This window comes from Alcanivorax sp. 24 (assembly GCF_004360225.1).
Classification (GTDB): Bacteria; Pseudomonadota; Gammaproteobacteria; order Pseudomonadales; family Alcanivoracaceae; genus Alloalcanivorax; species Alloalcanivorax xiamenensis.
On record NZ_SNUA01000008.1, the window covers coordinates 105,703 to 121,985 of the forward strand.

The following is a 16,283-nucleotide window of genomic DNA, read 5'->3' on the forward strand; positions in this document are numbered from 1 at the left end:
TTCCATATTTGTTCTTTATGGTCTATAAATGCGCCTCGTAGTTGCAGGCTTATGCTGGTAACTCTACCCGAAGAATACCGCGAACAACCACGGGACGGTCATTATGTCCATTTATGAGCAGGGCCTTTCGCCCACCGAAGTCAATCATGTTCCCCTGACCCCGCTGAGCTTTATTGAGCGTACCGCGGCGGTGTACCCCGATTATCCGTCGGTGATCCATGGTGATATCCGGCGCACCTGGCGGGAAACCTATCGGCGCTGCCGGCGGCTGGCTTCGGCCCTGGCCGGCCGTGGTATCGGCAAGGGCGATACCGTGGCGGCGATGTTGCCGAACATTCCGGCTATGCTGGAAGCCCACTTCGGCGTACCGATGATCGGCGCCGTTCTCAATACCCTCAATGTCCGTCTGGATGCCGACGCCATCGCCTACATGCTGCGCCATGGCGAAGCCAAGGTATTGATCGTGGATCGCGAATTCCATCAAGTGATCGGTGACGCCGTGGCCAAACTGGAGACGCCACCGCTGCTGATCGATGTGGACGATCCCGAATACGGTGAAGGAGAGCCGGTCAGTGAGCTGGATTACGAGGCCTTCCTGGCCGAGGGGGACCCGGAGTTCCCGTGGCAGTGGCCGGACAACGAGTGGAATGCCATTTCCCTCAACTACACCTCCGGCACCACCGGTGATCCCAAGGGCGTGGTTTACCACCACCGCGGCGCCTACCTGAATTCCCTGGGCAACCAGGCCACCTGGTCCATGGGGCTGCATCCGGTGTATCTGTGGACGCTGCCCATGTTCCACTGCAACGGCTGGTGCTATCCCTGGACCATCACCGCCCAGGCTGGCGTGCATGTGTGTCTGCGCCGGGTTGATCCGCAGCGTATTCTGACGCTGATTCGTCAGCATCAGGTCTCTCATCTGTGCGGTGCGCCGGTTGTGCTCAATGCCCTGATCAACATGCCGGATGAGGCCAAGGCCGCCATTGATCATCCGGTCAACGCCATGACCGCCGGTGCGGCGCCGCCGGCCAAAGTGATCGGAGCGGTGGAGGAAATGGGCATCAACGTCACCCATGTGTACGGCCTGACCGAAGTCTACGGGCCGGTCACCGTCTGTGCCTGGCACGGCCACTGGGATGAGTTGCCGTTGGAGGAGCGCGCCGCGATCAAGTCCCGCCAGGGTGTGCGTTACCCGACTCTGGAAGGGGTGATGGTGGCGGACCCAAAGAGTCTGCGGGCGGTTCCCAAGGATGGTGAAACCATCGGCGAGATCTTCATGCGCGGCAATACCGTGATGAAGGGTTATCTGAAGAACGAAGACGCCACCTGCGAAGCCTTCGAGGGCGGCTGGTTCCATACCGGTGACTTGGCGGTGTGGCATGAGGACGGTTACGTGGAGATCAAGGACCGCCTCAAGGACATCATTATTTCCGGTGGCGAGAACATTTCCACCATCGAGGTGGAGAACACGCTTTACCGCCATCCCTCCGTATTGGAAGCGGCGGTGGTGGCGCGTCCCGATGAAAAATGGGGCGAGACGCCTTGCGCCTTCGTCACCCTCAAGGCCGGGCAGGAGCACACCGCCGTCACCGGGGCGGATGTGATCGGCTTCTGCCGTGAACATCTGGCCGGATTCAAAGTACCCAAGACCGTGGTGTTTCAGGATCTGCCGAAGACTTCCACCGGCAAGATCCAGAAGTATGTACTACGGGAGTGGGCGAGGAACCTGTAGCTTTTGCCTCGCTCCGGCGCACTCAGCAAGCCGCCGGGGCGGGGTTTTTTTGAGTAAGGCCCGATAGCCGGGGCCCGCCCGGCGTTTCCGGTAGCAAGCTTTCCGACAACAACAATGACCCTGCCGGCGCTCGCCGGTCGAGGAGAACCACAATGCAAATGTATCAACGCAAAGACGGCGAGCAGCAACCGTGCTGGCCGTTGGGGCCCTTCCGAATCCGCTTACCGTTCGTTCATTACCGCTGGGAAATGGCGGAAATGATTCAGGCACTGATCATGTTCGTGGTCAGCCTGGCGATGATCCCGTTGCTGCAGAAACACCTGGGATTACCTTATGACGTGGCACTGGCCTATGTGGTGATTTGTGGCATCGGCTTCATGTTGCCGGCGCTGCTGGGCGTGCCGCTGGTGCCGGGTTGGATCACCCCGGCAATCCCGGTGGTGGTGCTGTACCTCGGTCAGTTCGAGCCAGGGCCCGAGGCGATCCAGGGCCTGTTCGCCTTGCAATTCCTGGTGTTCCTGATCTTCCTGATCCTCGGTGTCACCCGCCTGGGCAGTACGCTGGTGCGCATCATTCCCAACTCGATGAAGGCGGGGATTATCATCGGCGCCGGCATCGCCGCTATTACCGGTGAAATCAGCGAGGGCGGTCGGGTCGCCAATACTCCGATTTCGCTAGTGGTGGGCGGGTTGATCTGCCTTTACTTCATGTTCTCGGCGTCGTTTCAGGAGTACGTGAAGCAGTTCCCGCTGGCGCGCAAGATCGTCAATTACGGCATGGTGCCAGGCATGCTGGTGGCCATCGGTGTGGGTATCGCGGTGGGCGAATACAAAATGCCGGAGCTGCAATGGGGGATTACCCGCCCGGCCTTTGCTCAGCTCTGGCAGTATCTGCCGTTCGCTCATGGATTACCGGACGCCAAGGTGTTCCTGTACGCGGTGCCCACGGCGGTGATCGCTTACGTGATCGCTTTTGGCGATATCATCGTCGGGCAATCGCTGATGCAGCGGGCGGATGAATTACGCAGTGACGAAGTGATCGAAATTGATCTGGACCGGGTTCATCTGGTGACCGCCATCCGCAACGCGCTGCATGCTTTCTTCGCTCCCTATCCGGGGCTGGCCGGGCCGCTGTGGACGGCGGTGGGGGCCACCATGGCCGAGCGCTATAAATATGGCCGGGACGCCATGGATTCGATCTACAGCGGTGCCGGGACTTTCTGGATCGCCGGCTTCCTGGCGCTGTTCATGCTGCCGCTGGTCAGTTTTTTCCAGCCGGTACTACCGATCGCCTTGTCGCTGACGCTGATTCTGACCGGTTATATCTGCCTGATGGTAGGTTTCGAGCAGCTCAACAACAACCTGGAGCGGGGCATCGCCGGCACCATGGGCGTGGTGCTGGCGGTCTATGGCGCTGGTTGGGGGTTGGCGGCCGGGGTCATTCTCTACCTGGCGTTGGAGCGGCCGCGTTTGCTGGGCCGCTGGAAGCAGGCCGGCGCCGCCGAGTGAGCAGGCCGGGACGCGCCGCCCCGATCAAGCTATCATGCGAGGCCAATTTTCATCATTCCGCCGGGCCCGGCCCGGCGTGACCGGGAGAGACATTATGCAAGACGTGGTCATCGTCGCCGCCACCCGCACCGCGGTCGGTGCTTTTCAGGGTTCCCTGGCCAATCTGCCCGCCACCGCTTTGGGTGAAGCGGTGGTGCGCAAACTGCTGGCGGATACCGGGGTGGCGCCGGACCGGATCAGCGAAGTGATCCTCGGCCAGGTGCTCACTGCTGGCGCCGGCCAGAACCCGGCGCGTCAGACCGCGATCAACGCCGGCCTGCCGCGGCAGGTGCCGGCGCTTACCATCAACAAGGTGTGCGGTTCCGGTCTCAAGGCGGTGCATTTGGGCAGCCAGGCAATCCGCTGCGGGGAAGCCGATATCATCATCGCCGGCGGCCAGGAAAACATGAGCCTGGCGCCTTATGTGCTGCCCAAGGCCCGCACTGGTCTGCGCATGGGCCACGCCTCGCTGGTGGATTCGATGATCCAGGACGGCCTGTGGGATGCCTTCAACGACTACCACATGGGCATCACCGCCGAGAACCTGGCGGAGAAGTACGGTGTTACCCGGGAGGAGCAGGACGCCTTCGCCGCCGCCAGCCAGGCCAAGGCGCTGGCCGCCATCGAAAGCGGCCGCTTCAAGGATGAGATCACGCCGGTCACGATTCCCCAGCGCAAGGGGGACCCGAAGGTATTCGACACCGACGAGCAACCGCGCGCCGGCACCACCGCGGAGACCCTGGCCGGCTTGCGTCCGGCGTTCAAGAAGGACGGTACGGTGACCGCGGGTAATGCCTCCACACTGAATGACGGTGGTGCGGCGGTAATGCTGATGAGCGAAGCCCGCGCCAGGGAACTGGGGCTGCCGATCCTCGCGCGTCTGGCCGGGCAGGCCAGCGCTGGCGTGGACCCGGCGATCATGGGCATCGCCCCGGTGTCCGCCACCCGCCGTTGTCTGGAACGGGCCGGCTGGACTCTGGATCAGGTGGACTTGATCGAAGCCAATGAAGCGTTCGCCGCCCAGGCGCTGTCGGTGGGCAAGGAACTGGAGTGGGACGCGGAGAAGGTCAACGTGAATGGCGGCGCCATCGCTCTGGGACACCCGATCGGCGCGTCCGGCTGCCGTATCCTGGTCACTCTGCTGCATGAAATGCAGCGCCGCGACGTCAAACGTGGTCTCGCCACGCTGTGCATCGGTGGTGGTCAGGGCGTGGCCCTGGCGGTGGAACGCTGATCGAACGCGAGTGCGGTGGCGGCTATCGGCTACCGCACTCGACGCAAGGAATAATTGTCATTCCTTCCTTTTAACGTTAGCAAGCCTCTCGATTCCCTCCTCGCCCCGGTCAATGTTTTGTATATCCACAAAGCAGATCGGAGGCGAGGGCTCAATCATGGGGGATTGGCCTACACGTTCCCTTCTGACATAGACTCATCCTGGACTCCCAATACCTGTAATAGGAGATTCATGGATACCCCGGACCGGCAACTCCGCTGTTTCGTTCACATCGCGGAACTCAAGTCACTTTCCAAAGCCGCTGAAAAGCTAAATCGAACGCAGTCATGGATCAGTAAGGAGCTGGCGGCGTTGGAGACGGGCCTGGGAAAGTCCCTGTTCACTCGAACCGGCCGTGGTGTGGCGCTGACCGAAGCTGGCGAGAAGCTGTACGGAGTTCTCAAGCTGTCTTATCAACAAATCGATCAGGCCGTGGATGGCATTCGCCAAGAGCACGGCATCACGCGGGGCACCGTGCGCCTGGCAACGGTGCATACGTTGAGCTATTACTTCATGTCGGATGTGGTGGCGAGCTTTGTTAGCAAACACCCCAGTGTCAATTTGTCACTGCTGGGGCGGAGCTCACCCGAAGTCGTGGAGCTGGTGGAAAGCGGAAAAGCGGATTTGGGCTTCGTCTACGACTCCGTTGTGGCGTCCCGTTCCTTGAACTCCCAACCCTTATTCGATGATGACATGTGCTTGATCACTCATCAGAAGTCCGCCCTCGGTGTTGATGGCAGTATCAATCTGAATGATGTGGATCTCAGGCTTGTTGGCTTCCCGTCACATTATGCGCTTCGGCGTATGCTGCAAAGCGGGGGGCTGAAACCGGTATATGTGGCGGAAGCAGAAACTATTGACGCTATGTTGAAGCTGGTTTCGTCGGACGTCGGTGCTTGCATCCTTCCTGGGCGTATTCCGGATGCGCTGCTTGCTGATTACCAGCTTCGAAAAGTCCGGATAGTCAATCCTTTGCTGCGCCGAAAGGTCGTAGCTATCAGTCCGGTAAAACGATCATCCTTGCCTCTGGCGGAGGACCTTCTGCAATGTGCGTTACGCATATGCAGGCAATTGACATAAATCATGGAATAGCTGGTATGACTCTCACTCCATGGCTCTGAAAATATAGTCCTCCGATACTGACTCCTGATTATCAATGTACGAAGGAGTCAGCATGAATTCCTCCCTTAGAGAAAAATCCTATTTCGATCAGCGAGCGACGCAGGAAATGGAGCAGCATCTCCATGGCGTGGAGCGCGATGTTCGAGAAACCATGGCTTATGCTTGCCGCATCCTGGCGATGACCGAACAAGAAGCCGGTTTGGCGGGGCAGATAAGCGTTCGCTCGCAACGTCCAGGTGCATACTGGACACTCAGGTTCGGGCTTGGGTTCGATGAGGCCACTCCCGATGATTTCATAGAGGTCGATCGTGATCTACATACTCTGACGGGAGAGGGAATGGCGAATCCAGCCACCCGATTCCATCTTTGGGTCTACGATGCGCGGCCGGACGTCAACTCTATCGTTCATACCCATTCACCCTGGGCATCGGCCCTTGCCGCGGCGAGGCAGCCGTTGGTGATTTCACAGATGGATATGACACCTTTGCACGATGACTGCGCCTTTTTGGCGGACTGGCCTGGCGTGCCCATCGCTGATCAGGAAGGGGTAATTATTTCCGAAGCCATCCAGGACAAGAAGGCGATTATCCTGGCCCATCACGGCTATTTAACCGCCGGCGTGTCCTGCGAAGAAGCGACTTACCTGTCCGTTTATCTGGAACGGGCCGCCAGAATGCAGGTCAGGGCGCGAGTATTCGGGCCGCTGACTCCAGTGGACGACGAACTTGCCCGTGAAGCCCACGATTACCTACTCAAACCATCGATCGTCAACGCTACTTTTAACTACTGGGCCCGACAGACACACGGCATTCCTCCATTGCCGTCGAAATGAGCTCGGCACTCATTTGAAAACAACAACAACGTATAAAGGACACTAAAATGACTACGCATACGCCGGCGGCGGCTCGCACTCGCCGCCAATATATCACCGCCGGACTGGCCAGCATGATGGGAACAACCATTGAATGGTACGATTTTTTCCTCTATGGCACCGCGGCGGCTTTGATCTTCAATAAAATATTCTTTCCTGAATTTGATCCCCTCATGGGTACTTTAGCCGCGTTTGCCACCTACTCGGTGGGGTTCTTTGCCCGTCCTCTCGGTGGTTTGATATTCGGTCATTTTGGTGATCGGGTCGGGCGCAAATCCATGTTGCTCATTACACTGTTCCTGATGGGTATTCCCACTATTCTCATCGGTCTTATTCCCACCTATGAAGATATCGGCTATTGGGCCGCCGTCCTGTTGGTTCTGATGCGCTTCCTGCAAGGCATCGCCGTGGGAGGCGAGTGGGGCGGGGCCGTACTAATGGCGGTGGAATCCGCACCTCAGGGTAAGAAAGGGTTCTTCGGTAGCTTGCCCCAAGCCGGCGTTGCTCCTGGTCTGATCCTGTCATCGTTCGCCATGGGATTGGTTGCCACCCTGCCAGAAAGCGAGATGTTGAGTTGGGGATGGAGACTGCCATTCCTGGCTAGCGTCGTATTGCTTTTGATTGGGTGGTTCATCAGGGTGAAGGTAGCTGAATCGCCGGATTTCGAAAAAATGGAAGAGAAGGGCAACAAGGTGGACGTGCCGGCATTGGAAGTCCTGCGGCGCTACCCGAAGGAGGTCCTCGTTGTGGTGGGAGGACGCTTGGCGGAGGTTACCTGGTTCTACACGGTAGTTACCTTTGCGCTTACCTATGTTACCAGTACGCTGGGGTTGGAGCGCGGGATTATGTTGGATGCCACTATTTGGGGCGCCTTCGCGGCCTTGGTGTTCATTCCATTATTCGGGATGCTGGGGGATCGGGTAGGCTATAAATGGATCTTCATGGGAGGCTCTGTTGGAATAGCGCTTTTTTCGCCAGTGTTTTTCTCCCTGTTACAAACCCTGGAAGTGACTTACATCACGCTGGCCGTAGTGATCGCAATTGGTGGCGTGTATTCATCTCTGTACGGTCCCGAAGGCGGCTTGTTCTCCGCTCAATTTCCCGCGGAAGTGCGTTATAGCGGTATTTCCATTGCCGTTCAGGTGTCGGGGGCCATTGGCGGTGGGTTGGCTCCCATTATGGCGACGTCTTTACTTGGCCTTGGTGACGGTGACCCTCGTTATATTATTTGGTATCTGAGCGCACTCGGAGCCATCGCCGTAGTCTGCTCGTTCCTGATGCACGGTCCAGGGCGGTTTGTCATACCGGATCGTATAACGGAAGGAGTGGGTGCATGAAAGTCGAGGCCATCGATTACTACTTCTGGATGAACTCGGATTGGGCCTATCTTGGTGCGGATCGTCTGGAAGCTCTGGCAGAGCGGCAAAATATACGGGTGTTATACAAACCAGTTGATTTGCCCAATATTTATTATAGAACAGGAGGGCAGCTCCTGAGTGATCGTTCACCCGAGCGGCGGGCCTATCGTGTATTGGAATTAAAGCGGTGGTGTCGCAAGCTGAAAATATCGATTAACGCGCAACCTGCTTTCATGTGCCCGAATGCTGATCTGGCGTCTTGCATCGTTATTGCCGCCGACCGTCAGGGACTCCCGGTGGGACCACTGTATAAGTCGATTCTCCATGCACAGTGGTGCCAAGACCGGGATATCTCTTCGGAGCGGACATTGCTTGATATCTTGAATGAGAGGGGATTGGACGGTGGTCGTCTGATCTCTCTGGCCAGACAAAGCGATATTGCCGATGTGTATCGTTACTATACCGATGAAGCGGTGAGTGCCGGGGTATTTGGTTCTCCGTCTTACGTTTTTCAGGGAGAACTCTTTTGGGGACAAGATCGCCTGGAGATGCTGGAGGAGGCTGTGGAGGCGGCAATGGGAAGAAGTGAGTAGGAGTACAGCGCGCTAGCGGCGATGCCGCTAGCGCACCCGGTATCCTCTCCAGACAGGGAAAACAGCCGCGTTGCTTAGCGGGTCATGCCCTTGTAGGCCTGATAACGCGCCCCCTTTTCGTACTCTTTCACCCGCTCCCGCGCCAGAGCCTTGAAGCCGTCTGGCTCCCAGGTGTATTCCTTGCGGCCGTCGTCGCGGGGGATGCTCAGCGTTACCGGCTTGCCGGCGATCAGCGCCGCGCTGATGTCATGAGCGGCATCCACGCCTTTGAACGAATAGTGGGTGTGGCCTTCCAGGCAGTTTTCCGAAGAGGGAAATTCCTGACCATTCACCTTCATCAGACGGGACGGGTCGGGGGCTTTCAGGGTCATGGTCTTGCCGTCGCTCTGACCGCAGCTTTCCACGGGCGCATCGAATACGCCGAGGAACTGTTCGGTGCTGCCGATGACGGTTTCGAAGGTGAACACCATTTGCATCTCGCCGTCGGTGGACAGCGCCGCCACGGACAGGCGGTTGTCTTCCTCGGCCTGGGCCACGGTTTTCCAGGTGGTACCTTCGGCCTTGCCCAGGGGATACAGATCCCCGGCCAGGGCGGCCGGGCTGAACAGGGGGAGGGCAATCAGGGGGACGAGTACGCGTTTTTGCACGGGGCTCTCCTTTGCGCGTCAAAAACGCGCAAGTTTAGGCGGCGCGTGCGGCGTCTTCAAAGACACCCTCTGGAACGGTGACCTGCGTCTCAAATGAGCGGATGGCACCCGGTGTCAGCTTACCCGCCGTTGCCGGCCCTCCCAGAAGGGTTTGCGCAACTCGTACTTGAGGATCTTGCCGGCGCCGGACATGGGCAGGGCATCACGGAACTCGATGCTCTTGGGGCATTTGTAGCCGGCGATCAGATCACGGCAGTGAGCGTCGATGCGCTGCTCGTCCAGTTGCTGACCGGGGGCCGTCACCACCACCGCGTGCACGCGCTCCCCCCAGCGCTCATCGGGTACGCCGATCACCGCGCATTGGGCGACCTCAGGCAGTTTCAGCAGGGCGTTTTCCACCTCCGCGGAATAGACGTTCTCGCCGCCGGTGACGATCATGTCCTTGATCCGGTCGACCACGTAGATAAAGCCGTCGTCGTCCATGTAGCCGCCATCGCCGGTGTGCATCCAGCCGCTACGCAGGGCCTCGGCGGTTTGTTCCGGTTTGTTCCAGTAGCCTTCCATGACCATGGGGCCGCGCGCGATGATTTCGCCCACCTGGCCCGGCGGAACGTCGTTATCGTTTTCGTCAACGATGCGGACTTCCGCGTTGGGCAGCGGATAGCCGGCGGACTTCAGCTTGCCGGCGCGGCGTCCCTCGGCGGTGTGGTGCCAGCCGCTGAGGATCGAGATCACCGGCGACAGTTCGGTCATGCCGTAGCTCTGCGAGAATTCCGCGCCGGGCAGGACTTCCATGGCCCGCAGCAGCAGCGCCTCGTCCATGGGGGAGGCACCGTAGCGCAGGTACTTCAGCGCTGAAAGATCGCGCCGGGAGAAGTCCGGATGATCCAGCAACATGCGCAGCATGGTCGGTACCAGAAAGGTTTCTTCCACGCCTTCGCGCTCGATGGTGTCCAGCACCACCGCCGGATCGAAGCCCGGCAGAATTACATGGGTGCCCTGGCGCACCGCGATCTGCACCACCGAGGCCATGCCGGCCACATGAAACAGCGGCGAGGAGTACAGGGCCACCGGGTGATGGCTGCGCTGTACCGCCGCCATCTGCCCCAGAGTGCCGGAGTACAGATTGCGATGGCTGAGCATTACTCCCTTGGGCGCGCCGGTGGTACCGCCAGTGTAGAGAATGGCGGCCAGTTGTTGGTGGCTGGCGATCTGGTCGTCCAGCTCGGGGGCATCGGCGATCCATCTCTCGTAGCCGATGAGGTCCCCCGGTGCATCGTCATCCAGATAGATCACTTCTTCCAGGGCTTCGGACAATTCCCCCAATTGCGGCACCATGCCGAGGAAGTGGCGGTCCACCAGCAATACCCGGGTACCGCAGTCGTCCAGGGAATAGGCGATTTCTCGCGGACTCCAGCGAATGTTCACCGGATTGATCACAGCGCCGCGCCACCAGCAGCCGTAAATGGTTTCCAGGTAACGGTCCGAGCCCAGGGCGAGAATGCCGACGCGGTCGCCGGGCGCCACGCCAAGACCCTGCAGAGCCCCGGCCACCCGGGCTACCCGCGGGACCCATTCGGCGTAGCTGTGGCGCCGACCATCGCAAACGGTGGCGGTGCGCTCGGGACATTGTTGCAGGGCCTTGTGCAGGGATTGCGTCAGGTACATGAGGGCTTTTCTCCAGGAACCGTTACATGAGGTTGGGCAGGAACGTGACCAGATCCGGGAACAGGATCAGGATGGCGACGGTGATGACGTCGAGGACGATGAACCAGGTTACCCCGTGGAAGATCTGGCCGAGACTCACCGATTTGCCCACCACGCCTTTGATGATGAAGCAGTTGATCCCCACCGGTGGCGTGATCATGCCGATTTCCAGATACTTGATCATGATGATGCCGAACCAGATCAGGTCGTATTCCAGGCCTTTGATGATCGGGATCACCACCGGCAGCGTCAGCAGCATGATCTCGATGGAACCCATGAAGGTGCCGAGAAATACATAGAGCAACGTCAACGACAGCAGGATCACCACCGGTGGCAGATCCAGGTTGCCGGCCCAGGAGGTCAGCTCCGAGGCGATGCCGGTGAGGGCGGTGAAGGAGGTCACCATGTAGGCGCCGATCACCGCGGCGAACAGCATCGAGGTGGTCTTGAGGGTTTCATTCAGGGCGCTGCGGGTTTTTTCCCGGTCCAGACGGCGGGTGACGATACACATCAGGAACGCCACCGCGGCGCCCACCGCGCCTGCTTCCGAAGGGGTAAAAATACCGGTGTAGAGGCCGATCACGATCAGCGCGATCAGTGCCAGCATGTTCCAGCTTTTTTTCAGTGCCGCCATCTTCTCGGCCATGTCCACCTTGGGCACCGGTGGTGCCAGTTCCGGATTCATCTTCGAGCGGATCATGACGAAGCCGACATAAATACCGAGGGACAGAATGCCGGGAATGATGCCGGCGATGAACAGTTTGGCGATGGACTGGTCGGTGAACACCGCGTAGAGAATCATCAGAATACTGGGCGGAATCAGTGAGCCGAGGGTGCCGGAGGCGGCCACCACGCCGGTGGCGAGCCGCTTGTCGTAACCGTGCTTGAGCATTTCCGGAATCGCCATGCGGCCCATGGCGGCGGCGGTGGCCAGGCTCGAACCACTGATCGCGGCGAACAGCGCGCAGCCCACCGAGGACGCCACGGCCAGGCCGCCGGGGACCCTTGCCAGCCACAGCCGGGCGGTCTGATAGATATCACGGGTGAAACCGGCTTCGGTGGCCAGGTAGCCCATCAACAGAAACATGGGAATGGTGGTGAAGGTGTATTCCGCGGTGGAGGAATAGGGCAGATCCGAGAGGAACTGATTGGCGGTACTCAACCCGCGTGCCAGATCGAATTCGCCGGTGCGTACCGCCATGACCAGCACCAGGCCGACATAGCCGGTGCTGACCAGAACCACGGCAATGGGAATGCGCAACAATAACAGGGCCACCATTACCACGGTGACCGCAATGCCGATCGTAACCGGATCCATCGGATCTCCTGTTGTTATCGTTCTTCAAGGGGATGGACGCCTGAAATACCGAGAGGACCTGTGCTATCCCGATACTGAAAAGTCAGGCGTCCTCGGACTCGCGCAAGGTGCGTTCCACCTCGGACTCCGGCGGTTCGCGGGTCCAGGGCATCAGCAGTTGAATCAGCATGCGCACGCACCACCAGATCAGGCCCAATGGAATCAGGGCGCGCACCGGCCACTCCGGTAAACCCAGCGTGCTGGCGTAGGCGATTTCTCCCCACTCATAGGATTCCCAGGCCTTGCCGGCGCTGAGCCAGGCCATCCAGGCGAACATGACGATGCCGATGATCAGCCCCAGCGAGACCAGGGTTTCCTGCAACCAGTGGGGCAGGTGATCGGTGAGCACGGTGACTTCGATATGGGCGCGAATGGACTGAACATAGCTCAGTGGCACGAACACGATCGCCACCATCAGCATTTCCGAAAGCAGCAGATCATCAGGGACCGGGCTGCGGAAAAAACTCCGCCCCACCACCGACACAAAGGTGATGCCGACCATGGCGGCGAGCAGTGCCTGGGACAGCCATACCAGGATCTGATCCACCCGGTCCATCACACGAACGGGCCACGGCATTCGAGACATGAATCAGTTCCCGGCGACTTTTTCGGATTGCCAGGGGTAGCCGTTGTCCGCCACTTCTTTCTGCACCGCGCGCAACTCGTTCTGGAAACTTTCGAAAATTTCCAGGGCACGGGGATCACGCTTCGCCAGTTTTTCCGCGTAGGCCCGTTCGACCGGTTCCAGGGCGGCTTGCCAGGCTTTTTGCTGTTCCTGGGTGAGGATATGGAATTCGGTGGGGAATTCTTTATTGGTGCGCATCATCTCGCGCGCATCCCCGGCTTCCTGAAGGCCGGCGCGGGCCATGCGGAGACGGTACTCACCGTTCAGATCGGCAAACACCTGCTGCTGTTCCGGCGTCAGGCTGTTCCAGGTGTTCAGATTCATGTTGACCACCACCATGGACTGGCCGATGCCGGTTTCCACCGCGTATTTCGCTACTTCGTGGTGTTTGTAGGGAGGCATCAGATAGGTGTAGGTCTGGGCGCCATTGATGGTGCCGCGATCCATGGCGGAATAGATATCGGCGAACGCCACTTGCACCGGTGTCACGTTCCAATCGGCTTGTTTGGCTGCCTGCACCGCTCTGGGCGTCATGCGGACCTTGTCGCCCTTGAAATCATCGGGTGTCAGATAGGGGCGGCTGGTGCTGGCGTTGACGCGCGGGCCGCTGGAATAGGCGATCAGATGCACCATGTTGTTTTTCTTCAGTTCCTCGGCCATGGCCGGGTTTTTTTCCAGAACACGGTGCCAGGCTTCGTTGGCGATATAGTTGTCGCCGGAGCCGATTTCGGTCTGTGACAGTGTCCACAGCGGGAAACGGGATTCCACGTACTCCGGATTCATCGGCGAGATATCGGCGAGCCCGGAACTGAGCGCCTGGGCGGAATCATGATATTTCACCAGGCTTTGCAGCCAGTGGACTTCAATCTCGATTTCGCCGTTGGTGCGTTCCTTGACCTCATTGGTCCACCAGCGCAGCACCTCGTTACTGGGACGGTCGGTGGGAGGGGCCGGGGTGGCGTAATGGAGCGTGCGCGTTTCGGCGCCGGCCAGAACACTGGAGAGCGTGAGAGTAACGGCCGCGCCGGCGACCATCAGATTTTTTTTCAGCGACATTTAACAGGGCCTCCACTATTACTATTCTTATTAATGGTTTGATCCATTACATCCGAGGCAGGGGCGGCCAGCGGGCCACCCTATTCGAATTTCAGTCTGTCGCTCCCCTGGTCGGGCAACAATGACCTATCGCGACAAAAGATTTGGCGTAAAGCACCAGTGCGACGGGCGCCGGTTCAGCGATCCGCCACCTCATTCCGTTCCCAGGGATAACCGTCCTCTCTTACCTCCGAGGCCACCTCCTTGAGGCGTTCCTGGAAGCGCTCGAATACTGATACCGCCTGGGGTGAGCGCTTGCTGGTCCGTTCCGCGAAGGCGCGCTCCACTGGCAGGTACCCGGCTTCCCACTGAGCTTGCTGTTCGGCATCAAGAATGTGGTATTCGGTGGGGAACTCGCGGTTGTTCCGGATCATCTTCCGCGCCTGTTCCAGCTCTTCCAGGCCGGCTTCCGCCATCCGCACTTCCAGTTCCCGGTTCACTTCGCTGAACACCCGTTGCTGCTTCGGGGTCAGGCTGTTCCAGGTGTCGAGGTTCATGGCCTCCAGGATCATGGACTGGCCGTTACCGGTTTCGACGATGTGCGTGGCGACCTCGTGGTGTTTGAACAGCGGTACCAGATAAGCGGCGGACTGAGCGCCATTGAGGGTGCCGCGATCCATGGCGGAATAAATATCGGTAAAGGTCAGATTGATCGGCGTCACATCCCAATCCGCCCGCTGCGCGGCCTGAACGCTGCGAGGCGTCAGTCGCACACGGTCACCCTCGAAGTCCGCCGGCGTCAGATAAGGGCGGGTGTTGCTGATCAGGACCCGTGGTCCGGTGGAGTACACCGACATGAACGCCATGTTGTTACGCCGTAGTTCTTCCTGGAGAGCAGGGGTGTTCGCCATCATGCGCCGCCAGGCTTCGGCGGAAATGTAGTGGTCGCCCGGGCCGACTTCGGTTTGTGACAGCGCCCACAGCGGGAAACGGGCGGCGGTGTAATCCGGTGTCATCCCGGCGATATCCGCCAGGCCGGAACTGACAGCCTGGGCGGTATCCGGATACTTCACCAGACTCTGCATCCAGTGAATTTCGATTTCGATCTCGCCGTTGGTGCGTGCCTTGATCTGCTCCGCCCACCAGCGGCGGGCCTGGTTGTTGGGACGATCGGTGGGCGCCACGGCGGTGGCGTAATGCAGGGTCCTCGGCTCGGCCTGGACGGATGGGGAAAGACACCACAGTGACAGTATGGAAAGAACGCACAAAGCACGAGCGAACGGCGTCATGGCATGGCCTCCGGTATTGTTATTGTTCTGATCATTGCGGCTGTATGCCGGCGACGAACAGAGTATGTCGAGAGGCGGACGGCGAGGTTCCCGCTGCAGGCCGGCTTCCAGTCTGAAGGCGCGGGGCGTCGCCACAATGGCCGGCTGCGACAAAGCCATTGGCGAAAACGATCAGGCCCGGTACGGTGTGGCCTGGGCGAACAGAGGGCAACAGCCATGAGCACTGCGGGGGGAAACCGCGTTTACGCTCCTTTGAATCAGTTGAAACCGGTGGCGGATTCGGTCTGGATCGTCGACGGACCGCTGATCCGCTTCGGAGCACCGGGCGTGAAGATGCCGTTTCCGACACGCATGACGCTGGTGCGTTCGGCCGACGGCGGACTGTTCGTGCATTCGCCCACGGTCCTGACCGAGCCGTTACGGCGGCAGGTGCAGGCCCTCGGTGAGCCACGCTGGTTGATTGGTCCCAATCGCATTCACTATTGGTGGCTGCCGCAGTGGCAAGATGCTTTCCCCGCCGCCCGCACGTTCGTGGCGCGGGGAATCAAGGAGAGGGCCCGGGGGCGCATCGATTTCCCCGTGGAGGTACTGGACCGTGACGGGCCCTGGCCCTGGGATGATCTGCTGCGGACCCTGCCGGTGACCAGCCGCTACATGACCGAGGTGGTGTTCTTCCATCCGCACAGCCGCACCCTGATCCTCACCGACCTGATCGAAAACTTCGAAGCGGCGCGTCTGGCGCCGGCCCAGCGCTGGCTGGCTCGCCTGGGTGGCGTGCTGGACCCGGACGGCCAAATGCCCCGGGACATGCGACTCACCTTTCTTGGCCGCCGGGCGGGGTTGCGCGCCGCGGTGCGGACCATGCTCGACTGGGAGCCGGAACGGGTGATTCTGGCGCATGGCCGCTGGTACCAGGAGCGTGGTACGGAGGAACTGCAGCGCTCGTTCCGCTGGCTGCTGTAGCGGGGCCGGTGGTTCGCCGATGGTGGAACAGCGCCGGTGCGGGGTTGTGATTTTTTCTGTTTTTGTTATGTTATAACAAATTGGCGCAATGCCATGGGAAACCGGTTCTTCAGGGCAAGTGCCGGCGGTTTTTCGTATCATGGCACTTTTCCCGGAACCGACAG

14 protein-coding genes are annotated in these 16,283 nt (G+C 59.8%); 8 read left to right on the top strand and 6 right to left on the bottom strand.

Translation table 11 applies throughout. The features are described from left to right. Window positions 1-103 precede the first annotated feature (103 nt). The 7 genes from E0L37_RS12585 to E0L37_RS12615 all read left to right on the top strand — a co-directional run bounded on the left by E0L37_RS12585 (window position 104) and on the right by E0L37_RS12615 (window position 8,496). Window positions 104-1,732: an acyl-CoA synthetase gene (locus tag E0L37_RS12585; protein ID WP_133492077.1), complete on the top strand. Its 1,629-nt coding sequence runs from the start codon at window positions 104-106 to the stop codon at window positions 1,730-1,732. Between the two features lie 152 nt (window positions 1,733-1,884). Then, window positions 1,885-3,240, top strand: coding sequence for a solute carrier family 23 protein (locus tag E0L37_RS12590; RefSeq protein WP_133492078.1), 1,356 nt, complete (start codon window positions 1,885-1,887; stop codon window positions 3,238-3,240). 94 nt (window positions 3,241-3,334) lie between these two features. Beyond that, window positions 3,335-4,513: an acetyl-CoA C-acetyltransferase gene (locus tag E0L37_RS12595; RefSeq protein ID WP_133492079.1), complete on the top strand. Its 1,179-nt coding sequence runs from the start codon at window positions 3,335-3,337 to the stop codon at window positions 4,511-4,513. Between the two features lie 231 nt (window positions 4,514-4,744). Then, a complete protein-coding gene (locus tag E0L37_RS12600; protein ID WP_133492080.1) occupies window positions 4,745-5,632 on the top strand; it encodes a LysR family transcriptional regulator in 888 nt (295 codons plus the stop codon). A 94-nt stretch (window positions 5,633-5,726) separates the two neighbouring features. Next, window positions 5,727-6,506, top strand: coding sequence for an aldolase (locus E0L37_RS12605; protein ID WP_133492081.1), 780 nt, complete (start codon window positions 5,727-5,729; stop codon window positions 6,504-6,506). 47 nt (window positions 6,507-6,553) lie between these two features. Beyond that, window positions 6,554-7,882, top strand: a complete 1,329-nt coding sequence (locus E0L37_RS12610) for an MFS transporter (RefSeq protein WP_133492082.1) — start codon at window positions 6,554-6,556, stop codon at window positions 7,880-7,882. Then, window positions 7,879-8,496: a 2-hydroxychromene-2-carboxylate isomerase gene (locus E0L37_RS12615; RefSeq protein ID WP_133492083.1), complete on the top strand. Its 618-nt coding sequence runs from the start codon at window positions 7,879-7,881 to the stop codon at window positions 8,494-8,496. The genes E0L37_RS12610 and E0L37_RS12615 overlap by 4 nt, the downstream gene beginning before the upstream one ends. 74 nt (window positions 8,497-8,570) lie before the next feature. Here E0L37_RS12615 and E0L37_RS12620 read toward each other — a convergent pair whose 3' ends face one another. The 6 genes from E0L37_RS12620 to dctP all read right to left on the bottom strand — a co-directional run bounded on the left by E0L37_RS12620 (window position 8,571) and on the right by dctP (window position 15,156). Beyond that, a complete protein-coding gene (locus tag E0L37_RS12620) occupies window positions 8,571-9,143 on the bottom strand; it encodes a hypothetical protein (RefSeq protein ID WP_133492084.1) in 573 nt (190 codons plus the stop codon). Window positions 9,144-9,257: 114 nt separating this feature from the next. After that, entirely contained in the window at window positions 9,258-10,811 is a 1,554-nt protein-coding gene (locus E0L37_RS12625; RefSeq protein WP_133492085.1) for a long-chain fatty acid--CoA ligase, read from the bottom strand. Window positions 10,812-10,833: 22 nt separating this feature from the next. Continuing rightward, window positions 10,834-12,168 (bottom strand): TRAP transporter large permease, encoded by a 1,335-nt coding sequence (locus tag E0L37_RS12630; RefSeq protein ID WP_133492086.1) that lies wholly within the window; start codon window positions 12,166-12,168, stop codon window positions 10,834-10,836. 82 nt (window positions 12,169-12,250) lie between these two features. Further along, window positions 12,251-12,793 carry a TRAP transporter small permease gene (locus E0L37_RS12635; RefSeq protein WP_236564012.1) on the bottom strand — a complete coding sequence of 181 codons (543 nt, stop codon included), beginning with the start codon at window positions 12,791-12,793 and terminating at the stop codon, window positions 12,251-12,253. Between the two features lie 3 nt (window positions 12,794-12,796). Then, window positions 12,797-13,888, bottom strand: a complete 1,092-nt coding sequence (locus E0L37_RS12640) for a TRAP transporter substrate-binding protein (protein WP_133492087.1) — start codon at window positions 13,886-13,888, stop codon at window positions 12,797-12,799. A 176-nt stretch (window positions 13,889-14,064) separates the two neighbouring features. Beyond that, a complete protein-coding gene (gene dctP, locus E0L37_RS12645) occupies window positions 14,065-15,156 on the bottom strand; it encodes a TRAP transporter substrate-binding protein DctP (RefSeq protein WP_133492088.1) in 1,092 nt (363 codons plus the stop codon). Between the two features lie 216 nt (window positions 15,157-15,372). Between dctP and E0L37_RS12650 the strand changes: the two genes are divergently transcribed. Then, the gene (locus E0L37_RS12650; protein ID WP_133492089.1) at window positions 15,373-16,119 is read left to right on the top strand and encodes a DUF4336 domain-containing protein; all 747 of its coding nucleotides are present in this window, start codon (window positions 15,373-15,375) and stop codon (window positions 16,117-16,119) included. Window positions 16,120-16,283: the final 164 nt, after the last annotated feature.

Excerpts from the sequence above, each read along its gene's own strand:
- E0L37_RS12585 (WP_133492077.1), top strand. The coding sequence starts at position 104 with ATGTCCATTTATGAGCAGGGCCTTTCGCCCACCGAAGTCAATCATGTT.
- E0L37_RS12590 (WP_133492078.1), top strand. The coding sequence starts at position 1,885 with ATGCAAATGTATCAACGCAAAGACGGCGAGCAGCAACCGTGCTGGCCG.
- E0L37_RS12595 (WP_133492079.1), top strand. The coding sequence starts at position 3,335 with ATGCAAGACGTGGTCATCGTCGCCGCCACCCGCACCGCGGTCGGTGCT.
- E0L37_RS12600 (WP_133492080.1), top strand. The coding sequence starts at position 4,745 with ATGGATACCCCGGACCGGCAACTCCGCTGTTTCGTTCACATCGCGGAA.
- E0L37_RS12605 (WP_133492081.1), top strand. The coding sequence starts at position 5,727 with ATGAATTCCTCCCTTAGAGAAAAATCCTATTTCGATCAGCGAGCGACG.
- E0L37_RS12610 (WP_133492082.1), top strand. The coding sequence starts at position 6,554 with ATGACTACGCATACGCCGGCGGCGGCTCGCACTCGCCGCCAATATATC.
- E0L37_RS12615 (WP_133492083.1), top strand. The coding sequence starts at position 7,879 with ATGAAAGTCGAGGCCATCGATTACTACTTCTGGATGAACTCGGATTGG.
- E0L37_RS12625 (WP_133492085.1), bottom strand. The coding sequence starts at position 10,811 with ATGTACCTGACGCAATCCCTGCACAAGGCCCTGCAACAATGTCCCGAG.
- E0L37_RS12630 (WP_133492086.1), bottom strand. The coding sequence starts at position 12,168 with ATGGATCCGGTTACGATCGGCATTGCGGTCACCGTGGTAATGGTGGCC.
- E0L37_RS12635 (WP_236564012.1), bottom strand. The coding sequence starts at position 12,793 with ATGTCTCGAATGCCGTGGCCCGTTCGTGTGATGGACCGGGTGGATCAG.
- E0L37_RS12640 (WP_133492087.1), bottom strand. The coding sequence starts at position 13,888 with ATGTCGCTGAAAAAAAATCTGATGGTCGCCGGCGCGGCCGTTACTCTC.
- dctP (WP_133492088.1), bottom strand. The coding sequence starts at position 15,156 with ATGACGCCGTTCGCTCGTGCTTTGTGCGTTCTTTCCATACTGTCACTG.
- E0L37_RS12650 (WP_133492089.1), top strand. The coding sequence starts at position 15,373 with ATGAGCACTGCGGGGGGAAACCGCGTTTACGCTCCTTTGAATCAGTTG.